Annotated in this window: 11 protein-coding genes; 2 read left to right on the forward strand and 9 right to left on the reverse strand. The window is 33.0% G+C overall.

What is annotated here, in order from left to right; all coding sequences use genetic code 11:
* Positions 1-27: 27 nt before the first annotated feature.
* From I595_RS03285 to I595_RS03325, 9 genes are all read right to left on the reverse strand, one after another.
* Entirely contained in the window at positions 28-624 is a 597-nt protein-coding gene (locus I595_RS03285) for a hypothetical protein (RefSeq protein ID WP_054557943.1), read from the reverse strand.
* A 7-nt stretch (positions 625-631) separates the two neighbouring features.
* Entirely contained in the window at positions 632-1,117 is a 486-nt protein-coding gene (locus tag I595_RS03290; protein WP_054557944.1) for an RNA polymerase sigma factor, read from the reverse strand.
* A gap of 174 nt (positions 1,118-1,291) precedes the next feature.
* Positions 1,292-3,088 carry a helix-turn-helix domain-containing protein gene (locus I595_RS03295; RefSeq protein ID WP_054557945.1) on the reverse strand — a complete coding sequence of 599 codons (1,797 nt, stop codon included), beginning with the start codon at positions 3,086-3,088 and terminating at the stop codon, positions 1,292-1,294.
* Positions 3,089-3,520: 432 nt separating this feature from the next.
* A complete protein-coding gene (locus I595_RS03300; RefSeq protein ID WP_206507180.1) occupies positions 3,521-5,740 on the reverse strand; it encodes a CocE/NonD family hydrolase in 2,220 nt (739 codons plus the stop codon).
* 45 nt (positions 5,741-5,785) lie between these two features.
* Positions 5,786-6,394, reverse strand: coding sequence for a hypothetical protein (locus I595_RS03305; protein ID WP_054557946.1), 609 nt, complete (start codon positions 6,392-6,394; stop codon positions 5,786-5,788).
* A 129-nt stretch (positions 6,395-6,523) separates the two neighbouring features.
* Positions 6,524-7,246, reverse strand: coding sequence for a LytR/AlgR family response regulator transcription factor (locus I595_RS03310; RefSeq protein ID WP_054557947.1), 723 nt, complete (start codon positions 7,244-7,246; stop codon positions 6,524-6,526).
* Complete coding sequence (locus tag I595_RS03315; protein WP_054557948.1) at positions 7,233-8,324, reverse strand: sensor histidine kinase; 1,092 nt, start codon at positions 8,322-8,324, stop codon at positions 7,233-7,235. The genes I595_RS03310 and I595_RS03315 overlap by 14 nt, the downstream gene beginning before the upstream one ends.
* Before the next feature lie 325 nt (positions 8,325-8,649).
* Positions 8,650-11,805, reverse strand: a complete 3,156-nt coding sequence (locus I595_RS03320) for an ABC transporter permease/M1 family aminopeptidase (protein WP_245628211.1) — start codon at positions 11,803-11,805, stop codon at positions 8,650-8,652.
* A 137-nt stretch (positions 11,806-11,942) separates the two neighbouring features.
* A complete protein-coding gene (locus I595_RS03325; RefSeq protein WP_054558035.1) occupies positions 11,943-12,830 on the reverse strand; it encodes an ABC transporter ATP-binding protein in 888 nt (295 codons plus the stop codon).
* A 208-nt stretch (positions 12,831-13,038) separates the two neighbouring features.
* On the opposite strand from I595_RS03325, the gene I595_RS03330 reads away from it, so the two are divergent.
* Both I595_RS03330 and I595_RS03335 read left to right on the forward strand, forming a co-directional pair.
* On the forward strand, positions 13,039-13,830 hold the full coding sequence (locus tag I595_RS03330; RefSeq protein WP_054557950.1) for a sensor histidine kinase: 792 nt from the start codon (positions 13,039-13,041) through the stop codon (positions 13,828-13,830).
* A complete protein-coding gene (locus I595_RS03335) occupies positions 13,830-14,531 on the forward strand; it encodes a LytR/AlgR family response regulator transcription factor (protein ID WP_316934155.1) in 702 nt (233 codons plus the stop codon). The genes I595_RS03330 and I595_RS03335 overlap by 1 nt, the downstream gene beginning before the upstream one ends.
* The last annotated feature ends 22 nt before the right edge of the window (positions 14,532-14,553 follow it).

Raw genomic sequence — 14,553 nt, forward strand, 5'->3', positions numbered from 1 at the left:
AGTTATGATTATTAGATTATGATAGGGCTAGTCTTCTAGTTCCTGCAATATGGTATTTGCTGACTCTGTTGCCTTCTTGTATTTTTTTAGTACCCATTGTGAGAATATAAACAAGACCCCAATACCAGAAGGGACTAACCAATTTAGCTTTTCTGTCATTGTAAATACATCGATATCTTTTATGATTTTACCAAATACAATAACCAAAGCTACCAGTACTAAAAAGCTGGTGTAAAAACTTATTTTTTGAATTTGCATAAACTTTGATTTACCTTTTGCATATGCTTCTACAGTTTCTTTAAAAGTGCTTTTAGATATATGCACAGACTTCATTTTTTGAATTGATTTTAAAGACAGCACAGGTAGTACCAAACAAGCAATAATTGCAAATACACCTGAAAGCTTTAAGTACCATACATCTAATGAATTAAAATTGCTAATAATAAACAGTACAGCAGCAAAACACATGAGTGCTGATATTGATTCTGGGACAGATATAGCCCGCATTTTAGTATTAAAACGTTCCTTGGTTAAATCTATAATCAATTGATCTGTCAATATTTTTTGTTGGTCAACTTTGTGACTCATATCTACCCATTGGGATTTCATTTCTTCTAGTTCCATTATTCTATTATTTCTTAATTTGAGATTTTAATTTGCTTTTAATCCTACCTAAACGTGTACCAATATTGGTATTTGTAAAACCAGTTATTGTAGCAATTTCATCATAGTTTTTACCTTCCAAATAAAGTAGTATAATTCCTCTTTCTACAATGCTGAGTTTTTTTATATGCGCATATAACAGTGTTACCCGTTCTTCCATAACCGTGTCAACATGGTCTATTTTATTTAAAAGAAAATCGTCAATGGATATTCGAGTTCCTTTTCTTTTTTCTTTTTTCAAATTGTTGATTGCGGTATTTAGTGCAATACGATACATCCAAGTACTTATTTTAGAATGCTCTTTAAAAGAATCGTAAGATTTCCAGAGTTGATACACAATTTCTTGGTATAGGTCCTTTTGATCTTCAGTATTATTTGAATAAATTCTAGAAGTTTTATAAATAATACCTTCGTTTTCTTTTATATCCTGAATGAATTTCTTTTTTGAATGCATTTAAAGATTATTACACTCTATTAGTTTATGAAGTGTCTAAAAAATCACAAAAAATGTGGTTTTAATTTTATAAAATATCCGTAAGGCATTGTTTTTCAAATATATACTATTTTAAAAAACTAACTAAAATTATATCGATAGAGAGCTTATAAAAGTAAAGTAAGAAATATAAGACTACTTTTTTTGGACACTTTTTAGGTAAGTGTTTGGTGTTGTGCCTTCTATTTTTTTAAAAAACGTATTAAATACGGTTTTAGAATTAAAACCACTATCGTATGCCACAGCCATTATGGTTAATCCTTTGTTTTCTTCTAGAAGAACGCGCTCTTTAAATTCGTTAACCCTAAAGGTATTGATATACTCAGAGAAGTTTTTTTGAAACCCCAAGTTTAATAATTGCGAGACATAATTGGCAGGAAGTTCCAAGTAAGAAGCTAAATCTTTTAAGGATAGGTCTGGATTTAAATACAGTTTGTAGTCTATCATTATTTGCTCTAGTTCCTTGCAGTACTTTTTGATTTCGTTGGAATCTAGTAAAGCCTGTTTATACTTCTTTTTCTGTTTATAATTTAAATTATCTGGAATGGCTTTTAGCATGATGTCTTTAAACCTTTTGTGATTTTTAACAGGTTTAAGAATTGGTGATGGATTAAGTAATAAAATTACGGGCAAACGATTATTGTATGCTTGAGTTATTAAATCAATTACCTTTTCGTTATTACCTAACAAGGCATTTACTAATATCAAAAACGTAAATGCCTTATCTACAAGATCAGTATTTAAATACGTCTCTAATTCTTTTAATCCATCATTACACTTTTCCGTTTCATTGAGTTTTGCATAGCACATGGTTTCACCTCCTAATTTGGTGAGGTCTTTCACAGAAACTCCTTCAAGTGAACCGAAATATGTCAAAGCTTCATTTGGTTTGCCTGACATCAATAAACAAATCCCTATATAAATTGGTGGAAAGGGTAACTTAGGGTCTAAATCTAATGCCTTTTTTAGATAAGGTATCGCAGTTTTATAATCTTCCTTCAAGTAGTATAAAAAACCCTTGTAATGATGATTTATAGCGGCATAAGGATCTAACTGTAAGGCTTTGTCAAGATAATTACTTGCCGCATCTAATTTTCCTTCTACGGTCAAAAAATTAGAAATGGTTAAGTAAATATCGTCTGCTTGTTGCATCTCCAAAGCCTTATTGGCATGTTCGTAAGCTTTCTTAAGATTCCAGTTTTGCCAGCATTCTATCCAAGCCAAATTCAATTGTGACCTTGATGAGTTTGGGTCTAGCTCTAATGCCTTTAACAAATAAGGTTGGGCCTTCTCGTATGCTTCAAATGCGGGCAAAAGCCCCATAGTTCCCATATTAACATAGGCTAGATTTATATCTAAATAGGGATTTGAAAAATTGGGTGATTTATGTATTACTTCTTTTAAGATATTGATACCCTTTATAGAGTTTTTATAATCTAGTTTCATGATGTAGTACCTTCCTTTCAAATATTCTCTATAAATAGCTACAGGTACATCAATAGCTTCTACTAGCTTATCTTCGATTTCGAGATGCCCTATGTGTTCGCGTAATTTTTCAGCGATAAACAGACTAATTTCATCTTGAATTTCAAAAATATTTTCAGGATTTCTATCAAAAGTTTCTGACCAGAAATGAAAGTCATCCAAAGCATCTATCATTTGCACAGTAATGCGCATTTTATTTTTGGATGTCCTTACACTGCCTTCTATAAATGTAGCTACCTTTAGTTTTTCCCTTATTTCTTTAGAGGTTGCTTTTTTGTTTTTAAAATAGAAGGAAGAAGTACGAGAGGTCACTAATAATACCTTTATAGATGCTAAGGCGTTAATTATTTCTTCGGTTAAGCCATCGCAGAAATATTCATTGTTAATATCATTACTCAAATTAACAAATGGCAAGACAGCTATTGATTTCTTATCGATTACAGGCATTATTCAAAGCTAAATTTACAAAAACCATATAGTTTATTTAACGATATATGGGAGAACCTTGCAAATACTTCTAAAGCTTGAAATGCCATAGAAACAAGTAACCAATTTGGATTCCATATTTACTTCTATGTATATCAATGATACCCCTTTTCAAAATAACTTTTTCAGGGCCTTAAACCTAGATACCGAAAAACAGGAAGTAAAGGTCATGGACTTCACTCTATTCCATAACTATTTGTGAGATGATACCAAATCCATTAAATTAGCCTATGGGGCTCGTTTTCTCAAATATCTTTACAATGGGACTCACCGCATCGTTACTTTTGCTTTGATCAATAGGTGCAACCCTGCAGCCCCTGTCCACGGAAAAAAATAGCCAAAAGGAGAATCGAATAGGCCTTTTTTGCCAATGATATACTAATAAGAATTTGGTTATTCCTTTAGGGAATACCAAACCGGTAAGGAAATACTACTATTACCTGAAAATATAATTTTTAACGGGACTTCTGCATCTTTAATATTTTCTTCATTCACATCCTTCCCCGTTCCATAATTAAGTTGTGCATTATTGTTTTTATTCACATTGACCACAGCTACCATCCTACTTCCTTTTTGTAGCTTTTTACTGATTAGTTTAGAATTGTCGAAAGACACTTGCGTTTTTTGATTCGGTGTCAATAAATTTCTTTGTTCTCGATCTGTAGCATAACTCGCTCTACCAATATAATAGCTTAAATGAAAGTAGTTCCCTTCTGGCGTTAAGTGATATAGGATAACGGAATAATCCACATCTTTTTTATTGATAGTAAATTCAAGATTTCCGAGGAAGGATCCATTTATAATCACATCCTCCTCTAAGGGTTCCGATTTAAAAAGCAATCCATCCTTTATATTGATGTTTTCTTTTTCTAAAGGCCAAGGATAATACCCTGTGTTATTCATGCTTTCTCTATCTTTAAAATCAACGGTTAAGTTAATTTTGGAAGCATTCGATTTCGATTTAAGCGCATAAAATTCATCCGATTTAGCATCACTTAAATGAAAAGTCAAGGTATCGTTGGTCATGGCACTTAAACTCGGTTTGTGCATCCATGTATTGGTTCCCATTACCTGAAAATTCACTTTATCCTTTAGAATACTTGGTTTTTCTTTACCTTTTAAGATGTAATCGAACCATTGATAAACCAAGTCATATCTAATGTCAATTAAGGCGGTTTTATCTAATTTGTAATTCCTTAAGAACTCCTGAGGTTGGGTTTGTGCCGTCCAATGATCGTAAGGTCCAACCAATACATAGTGATTTGGATTTTTTACATACTTAGTATGCTGGTCATAATAATATAGGGCTCCTCTTTGAGAATCGTCATAATAGCCTGTTATGGTCAAAATTGGAATGTTGATTTTTGAAAATTCTTGTTTATAAGGAATCATTTTCTTCCAATAAGCATCATAACTAGGATGCTGCATATAGGTATTCCATAATCTATTTACGTGTCCATCCAAGCTATCTAATCTATTAAAGGCAACTCCAGAGGTATACCACGTATTTTTTAAGGTATTCCATCGAGTAAAATCTTGGGAGGCTTTAAAATCCAAAAACTTAGTATTGGTTACATAAAAATTCCAAGAATAGGAATAATTATGTAGTATATTATTTTCCATTGGGTAATCAATTCCTGGTGCAATGGCTACCATGGGAACAATGGTTTTTAAAGCTGGATGCACTTTATATTTCATGGATGCCCATTGGGTAAATCCGTTATAACTACCACCGTACATTCCTACTTTTTGATTGGACCAAGGCTGCTTGCTAATCCAATCAATCACTTCATAAACATCTGTATTTTCATGTTCTAGAGGCTTTACCGCTCCTTTGCTTAATCGTTTCCCCCTTGTATTGGCGATTACTCCAACATAGCCTTTTGAGGCGGATAACATTGCCCCAGTCTCATTGGTACCTGCATAAATAGAAGCAATTAAGATGGCCGGTTTCTTCGCTTTAACAGATTCTTTTCTTTCAACCACTACTACGGAAACCTCTGCCCCATCTTTCATGGGCACTATTATACTGTCATTTATACGATATCTGCGTTTATGGTCTTGTTTTATTGCTTCAAAAAACAGATCTCTTGTGGATTCATAAACCATTTTCAAGAAATATTTGTGGATTAAATTTTGTGCAGTATCATTCGAAATCGTTTCAGTAGTTAAATTTTCATAAGTACGTTCAAAATCAGCAATAAAATAGTCCGTACCATCTCTCGCAATTAATGTGTCATCTAAATTCAGTGCCTGAAAATCATCGGCCTTTGTCACATAGGATTTATATAATTCTCTAAAGGCCACTTGAAAGTTAGGTGTGAGTTTTGCTTTGGCATACTGGTGATATAAATCTAAATAGATCTGTTCCGTTTTTGGCTTGTCCTTAGTTTCTTTCTCGATAGTTGCTATGGCATCGTCATATTTTTCACTTACGATTTGAACCTTGATTAAGTCCAATCCTGCCAATTCTTTTAGCGGATAGGATACAGCCAAAGCTTGCATTTGATTGGCAAGCGCCTTAGCATTGGACTTTGGTACCGTTTTAAATTCAAATCCTTGTCCAAAAGAAGTAAGATGAATTAGAAATAATATCAGCAATATTCTTTTCATGGTTTCCTTTTTAAAAGTGCAATTGAAAAATGCTCAATTTTCATTTTAGTTTGAATACAGTTTTAACTCCTCTTCGTATAAAAAATCATCTTGGGTTTGGATAAGTTTTATGAAATTTTTTATAGCCGGAGCATACAACCACACTTCATCCGTTTTGGCATTATACCCTCTCGAATTTGTAATTACACCTTTGTATTGAATCGTATAGGCCATGAATGTTCCTGCTTCTACTGTTTCTTCCTTAAAGGATAAAACCTCTACATCTTGACTTTGCTTTCCTGTGGTACCATCTTGACTTGTCCAATTTTTTTCATATTTCCACTTTTTACCCACTTCCAAAGGCCAGTCATATCTTGGCGTTTCGCTTTCTTCCGGTTTTACAATGTCTGTTATTGGAATCGTATCATTACCCATTGTCATCCCCAAAACACCATCTGCAATAACTACTTCTCTTGTATCTTCTCCCTCTGAACGTACCTCGCCTTCGGTAGTAACACCTTTATACTTCCAGATCCATTTTTCTCCAACGGAATAATCGGATAAAGTAGGTTGCGCAGCGATTTTTAAGGTGTCATTGGTGCATGAATATAGTCCCATAATGATCAAAACAATTAGAATTACAGGTAGGTGATAATTATTTTTGAAGTTACACATCGTTCTATTTTTTTAATTAAAATTTTATTTCTGAAGCAAAGAAATGATGAATATATACATGTGTAAAGGGAAAGTACAGGAACGTGAATAAAAGAAAATAAGCGTAAAATTAATTTACAAACCAATCAATTATAAGCTATTCCAGTTTTTAAACTTAACAGACTGTCGGCTTGAAACTTCAATCTTTTCACCAGAAATCAAGATGATGTGTAGCTTATTATTAAAATGCGGGTGAATTTCTTTAATAAAATGTGTGTTGATAATTTGACTCCTATTGGCTCTAAAAAACACGGTGGTATCTAACTTTTTTTCAAGTAGATTTAATGAACGTTTGATCATAGCCTTTTTACCACCAAAGTATAGGCGCGCATAATTATCCATCGATTCAATATAGTAGATATCAGAAATTGGAATGAAATAACATTTTTCGCCGTCTTTAATAAAAATCTTTTTATGCATGGGCAAAACATCTTGTGACACCTTTGCCTTCTCTGCCAACTCCTGTTTTACTTTTTCTATGGTTTTTGCAAAGCGTTCTTCCCGTAAAGGTTTAACCAAATAGTCCAATGCGTTTAATTCGAAAGCTTTTACAGCGTATTGGTCATACGCAGTTGTAAAAACAACTTCTGGAACGGTGGTTAATTCTTCTAATAAATCAAATCCTGACTTTTCAGGCATGTGTATGTCCAAAAACAATAGGTCTGGATCTTCGTCCGCTACTAATTTTATAGCCGCATCCACATTGTTTGCCTCTCCAACCACGATAAATTCCGGATATTTTTTTAAAGCACGTTTTACCTCTTCTCGCGCTAAACGTTCATCATCGATAATAACCGCTTTATATGTTTTCATCTGCTCTGTAGGGTACTAGTATAGTCGCTTGTACTATATTATTAGCTATTTCTTCTAAAGTAAAAGAAGCCTCTTTATTATATTGAAGCTCCAAGCGCTTCTTTAAGTTCATTAAACCTAAACCATTTGCAGATTTAGTATCATTTAATTTTCCTGGATTTTGAACTTGTATATAGACTTGATCTCCGTTCTTATCAATTTTCAAAGTTATTAACCCACCTTCAATAACTTTGTCAATTCCGTGTTTAATGGCATTTTCTATCAATAATTGGATGCTCAAGGTTGGAATTTTAAAATGGGCTAACGTCTTATCAAGAGTGATGTCTATTTCCAATCGTTCTTCAAAACGAAGTTTTTCCAACTCTATGTAATCATTTACTAAAGCTAATTCGTTTTTTACTGAAATTAAGTCTTTATCTTTTTCATATAAAGAGGAACGTAATAAGTCGGACAATAAGTCTATCCCACGTCTGGCTACATTAGGGTTCTCAACAATTAAGGACTTTATGGAATTCAAGGAATTAAATAAAAAATGTGGGTTTAGTTGAGCCGATAAATTATCTAATTGTGCTTGTTTCGCCACTAAGGAAAGTTGAGCATATTCTCTTGCCGTTACAACTTCTTTTTGATAATAATGATACAGATGATACGCTAAAATCCAGATAGACATTAACCGTAAACCGGTAAGTAATATGGGATCCCAATAAAGAAGCGATACCCATATATTCTTATCTTCTTCCGCTATCAAGGTCCAATAGCCATACCACTTCAAATTGTTTAAAAGCACATATAAAAAAGCCAATAAAAGTATACTGGGAATTACACGAACAAGCAGCTTTTTAATGGGTAATTGACTCCAATTTGCCTTTAAAGCATATGTTCTGTACATGTGGGTCAGGAAAATTCCAATGGCAACATCTAAAACATAATTACAGAAAGTGTAAAACACCCCATAGTCATCTCTTGTGTATACCGTGTATGCCCAATAAACAGAAACAGTACACCATCCTAGTAATTGGCACTTCCAATAAAGGGCGTTTGTTCTATTACTTTTGAGTGTTTTTGTACTGATATTCATTCATATACAAAGAAACACATTGATTTTAAATTCGGAAAGGAAAAATACATAGACGCACGATTGAAGGTTTAAACGTAATTCGAAATAAATTTTTCTCCCATACCTATTACCCTCCCCTCCCCCTATAGCTATTGGGCCAGGGCCTATAATTAGTGTTTACTCGGGTCATTACTTTTTTTAAAATAATACTTATCTGACTTTCCGCTGCAGCATATTCATTGTTAGTTATTTAGTTTGGTATTCATGGCCCTCGTAATAAACTATAATTTTTATAAGATGTTCAAACTTAATTTCGCAACCTGGTAAAGTGCCATAAGCCAAGAAATTACAATTCTACAGGCTTAACACTTTCAAATTGATCAACTAGTATATGCTGTAACGAATCTGGTGTAACCGCTCTAAAATAGCCTAACAAGTCTTGACTGGTGGCATAGCGATTGGTTTTCATTTTAAGCTTACCGTTAGTGGTATTCCAATTTTCCAAAAAGCGTCTTAAAGCTTTATTGACCTGCTCCTCGCCTATTGCCTTTTGAAATTGATACATGTTAATGGCACCTTTAGCATAATAAATATAGTCTTGATTATCTACTAATGCTAGCGTTGGTTCTGCTCCAGATTCTCTGAGTTTGCCTTCTTCGTATTTCTCTAATTGCAACTCTAAAAATTGATGAACCTTTTCTTTTGGATAGTGCGCTTTTAAAACCATCATGGCTGCATATTGAGAAAGTGTTTCCAAAATAAAGTATTGCCCTTTTACATTTGCCGCTTCCACTTGCATAGCAAACCATTGGTGGGCAATTTCGTGTGCGGTCACATAAAATGCCATATCAACATCGGTTTCATCATCAATATCCAATACAAAACCTATAGACTCTGAGAATGGAACAGTGCCCGGAAATGATTGTGCAAATTGCGCATAACGCGGAAACTCCATGATACGTAACTGTTCATATTGATACGGACTGAAATTTGTGCTATAGTAATCCAAAGAAGCTTTCATAGACTTCATCATCCTATCTATGTTATACTCATGACCTTTATGATAGTAAATTTCCAGATCTACTTGTTTTGAAATTGAATCAGATTTTGAAATCCATTTGTCTTTTTTTATGTCATACCTTGCTGAAACAATTGAGTAAAAATCAATCATTGGAATTTCCATTTTATAATGAAAATAATTACGATTATTTTCTGTCCATTCCTTCAATAAATTCCCAGGAACCAATGCTGTTTGATCAATTTCTGTTCCAATGACCATTTCAAAATGAATACCGTCAGAATCACTACCAGATCTTGCATTAACTAATTCTTTAGGGTCATTTCTATGAGCTCTATTCGTTCTTTCAGGCAAATTATATTCTGAACGTTCATCCCTATCACTTAGCTCATATTTTCTGTTGTAACCTAATGTTGGAAAGTCTTTATTGTTAAAGAATGTTCCATTTTCAACAATATTAGCATTTGAATTACCTGCTTCAAATCCATTCGTAGTGAATGATTGCTTAAAGTTCATTTTAATTGAATCTCCAGGATTCAAAGGGCTATGCAACTGATGGATGGTATAATCGTAGGTAGCGTATGTATTATTTTCTGTTGCGCCTCCATCAAAAGTGACAGCATCTAATGTGATATTCTCTTCAATTAGTTTCTGAATATGAATCTCATGAATGGGTTGCGCATTGGTGTTTTTTAATATATAATACCCTTCCGCAGTATAATCTCTTAATGAAGGATACAATTCCACTTTTAAATTCACATCTACTATTTTGGGCTGTGGTATATATTCAAACTGTTTGAGTTCCTTTTCATAAGCTACTCTAAATTCAGTTGCTTTAGTATTGGTCCAATAGGTGTTTAAAATATTCGTATTGTAAAAGATTAAACTTCCCATGAGTATAAATACTAAAAAGACCATAGAAGCAACTTTAAAAAGCGGCTTGCTCAATCTGTTTTTGCTAGCTCTTATGCGTTGCATCAAATTGGTTTCAGTACCTCTTACATTTACCAAAGACCCAATAATTAGTAATAGTATTCCGAAGAGAAACCAATACGATTTAATGAACAGATAGGGTTTTAAAAAATGACCATAACCATTCATATCAGAATACGTTCCTAAAGCACTGCCTCCGAAAAAATATAATTCGTGATCAAACCCGAATAAACCTAAAGCAACATTGGCTATAAAAAATAAAATCACCAACATTATGCCTACAAACTTATGGTTTACCACAGATTGAATAAAAAATGCAATGCATGTATACAGTGCTAAAAACGGTAAAATCTCTAAGAAGAAACCATAAAAATAGACTTGGAATTCATATTTGTAATACCCACTTAATGTTTGAAATAGAATTCCTGAACCAATTAATGCGAGCATTAATACTACATACACTACGTTTAATCCAATGTATTTACCCATTAGTTTTATAAAACTAGACATTGGTGTTGCGTCATAGATTAAATCTAACTTAGCACCTCGCTCTTTCCATACCAATTCACCTGAATAAAACACTAAAATTATTATGAAGAAATAAATAGATGTTTCTTTGAGTTCTTCAACAATAAAATAGGTTGCTGGATAGCTATCCACACCATACACAGTTCCAAGATTTACGGAATTAATGAGAATGATAATCATCCCACAAATAACAATTCCCCAAAATGATGCTTGCTTGCAAATACTGATAAAGTAAAACCAAGAAAATTGTTTTAATTGATTCCATTTTGAAAGTAATCCATATTGCTTTGTAGCTTCAGGAATTTCTATATCACTAACAACACTAGTGCTTTTAGCAACTAATTTTTCAACTTGCTTTCGCTTTGATCGCTTTTCTTTAATGATATTAAAATTGAATTTTTTATAACCATAGATCAAAGCAAGTATTCCTAGAGAAACCCAAAACAGTTTGTTATAAAGTATGGCTCCAATAAAGGGTAGCTCTTGGATACTTTTTTCTAAAGCTGACCAAGACTTTGTAGCAAAAGTGGTTGTTGTTAGCGAAAATGGATCTAGAATGGCTTGCCAAAATTCATTAGTGATAGCTTTGGTTAGCATAAAAATCACAAATAAAATAATACCTTGGGTATATACGACTACTAAGTTTCTGCTTAAAGCACCTGTTACAAAAAACAACGAAGCTCCAAAAAACAACGTTGGTAACGATACCATTAAAAATATCTTTATATAAACAAAGGCATTAAACCCTAATAGATCTTCTGGATTATGCCATGGCATAAATTCGCTTAGCATCATGCCAAATAAAATACCTGTAAATGCAAATAGCAAAACTGCAAACGATCCTAAAAATCGACCTAGTAAATAATCTCTTTTGTTGATTGGTGCAGAAAATAGCAATGATTCTATATTGTATTCAAAATCTCTTAGTACAGAAACGCCCATTATCATTGAGGCTAATATCATAAATATACCTGTAATAGCTCCCATTGTTTTTGCAATCACTATGGGTGAGTTTTTTTTCATAAGACCCATTTCTGAACCTTGAAAAATAAAGTCAACACCAACAATTGAAAATAGAAATAGAAAAAGGAAGAATACATAGGTGTCCGGTCGTTTAATACGGTATTGTATTTCGAACTTAAAAATAGTATACCACATAACTAATTAGATTTAAGTTTAGTATTATTGAATATTTCCGAAAAATAGACATCCTCTAATTCGGCATTAATAAGCGAAAAGCCGTCTCCTGGATTCGTATCACTTACGATATGAATGGTTGGTTTTCCAAGAAATAATCGTTCACTGATGACCTGATAATTTTCTTTATATAGGTTCAATTCTGATTTTTCGATTGTTTTTTTATAGACTTTATCTTTTAGGCCTTCCAGTATTTGTAACGGCTGCCCTTTTAAGCATACTTGACCTTGGTTAATAATGGCCATATTTGTGCAGAGTTCTTTGACATCGTCAACAATGTGTGTGGATAAAATAACCACAGTATGTTCCCCAAGCTCGCTTAAAACATTGTAAAATCGATTGCGTTCTACAGGATCCAATCCTGCTGTTGGTTCATCTACAATAAGTAACTTCGGATTGTTAAGCAACGCTTGTGCAATACCAAAACGTTGCTTCATCCCACCAGAAAATCCTTTAAGATTTTGTTGTCGCACCTCATATAAATTGGTTTTATATAACAGTGCCTTCACCAATTCTTTACGTTCGTTTTTATTAGTGATGCCTTTAAGCACTGCGAAATGATTAAGTAATACCTCGGCAGATATTTTTGGGTACAAACCAAATTGTTGTGGCAAATAACCTAATACCTGCCGCAATTCATTTTTTTGTTTTAAGACATCGATGTCTCCAAGGTCAATGGAACCAGCATCGGCTTCTTGCAGTGTTGCAATAGTTCGCATTAACGTAGACTTGCCTGCACCATTTGGGCCTAATAGACCAAACATGCCTGTTGGTATATCTAGTGAAATGTTTTGTAAAGCTTTAATCCCGTTTGAATACGTTTTTGATAGATTGTCAATTCTAAGTTCCATACTGTTCGTTTTTTGATTGATTGAGGCAAACTTATGGTGGGCCTTAATTGTAAAAAACAAAAAGTGACACATCTCATTTTAGGCGTGATACAAGACCTTAAGACTGGTGCAAACGTACTTTATCCCTGCTAAGCAGGTGTTTATTCCTCTGTATCTATTGTTTGTCAACTAATTTGTAGGAGGAATTTTATTTAATTAATCTTGACCTATGAAGTTGAAAATATCAGATGGGAAAAAGAAAATTATAAACAGTGTTTATAAAATATCCCTTGTAATTATAGGATTGGTCATTGTATTATTTAATGACACTTTTGGCAAGTTGGAAGGATTTGTAGAGTTTATTGTCCTGTACTTTACTCTTTTATTTATCACCATTGCCCACTGGGTTTTTAAACAGATCAAATCAATTATTAGATTAAAGAATGAAAAAGAAAAAACAGAACTACTGCATTTAAAAAGTCAGGTAAACCCACATTTCTTCTTCAATACACTCAACAATTTGTATGGATTAATGGAAAAAGATTCTAAGGAAAGGGAAATGGTACTTAAACTTTCTGATATGATGCGATATAGTATTTATGAGGGCCAAAAAGATTGGGTTAGCCTCAAACAAGAATTAGATTATTTAAAAAACTATATTGAACTTCAAGGAATACGCTATCATAAAAAGTCTGATGTTCAATTGAATTCTGAAATTGAGCATCCGCAAGCTAAAATTATGCCTTTACTATTTATTATTCTAGTAGAGAATGCTTTTAAGCATGGCTTGGAAAATTTAGAAAAAGACGCGTATATCCATATTAACTTAACTGAAAAGGATAATAAGGTAAATTTCATAATTGAAAATAATTTTGAATTACAACAAGCACCCAATACAGAAGGTATTGGTTTAAAAAACTTAAAGAGAAGATTAGAGCTAGTTTACTCCAATAAGCATGCTCTTTCTTTTGACGTTACCGCCAATAGTTATAAAGTTAAACTATCTCTAAAATTAAAATAATGAGGTATCTAATCATAGATGATGAACATATAGCCCACAAGATTATCATGGAATATTGTGAAATGCTTCCGCATATGAAGTTGCAGAAAAACTGTTATAGCTCTTTGGAAGCCCTTGAGTATTTGAATACACATCAAGTTGACTTAATCTTTTTAGATATAAATATGCCCAAATTAAAAGGATTTGAATTTTTAAGAACCTTATCATCACCTCCTAAAGTTATTGTCACGACCGCCTACAGTGAATTCGCAATTGAAGGCTACGAATTAAACGTTGTAGATTACTTGTTAAAACCTTTTAGTTTAGAACGTTTTTTGAGTGCTATTAATAAAGTGACGTCTTCAGCCATTAGTACAATAAGTATGGGAAGACAACAGAATATAAAGCCTGAAGGAAAGCATATTTTTTTAAAGCAAAATAATAGTCATGTTCAGGTAGCTATAGATTCCATACTATTTATTGAAGCTTCTGGCAACTATACCAAAGTTATTACTACTGATGGCATCATCAGCATTCGAGAAAAAATATCGGATACGATACAATTATTTTCAGACAATGATTTTCTTCAAGTTCATAAGTCTTTTGCAGTTGCAAAAAAGTATATACGTAGTGTAGAAGGCAATAGAATTCATATTGGAGATCATATTGTGCCTATTGGTAAACTGTATAAAACAAATATCAATAAACTATTATTAGGTTAACCGTTGTGAAGGAATCCTAGTC

The sequence above is a fragment of the Croceitalea dokdonensis DOKDO 023 genome (genome assembly GCF_001306415.1).
Taxonomy (GTDB): Bacteria; Bacteroidota; Bacteroidia; order Flavobacteriales; family Flavobacteriaceae; genus Croceitalea; species Croceitalea dokdonensis.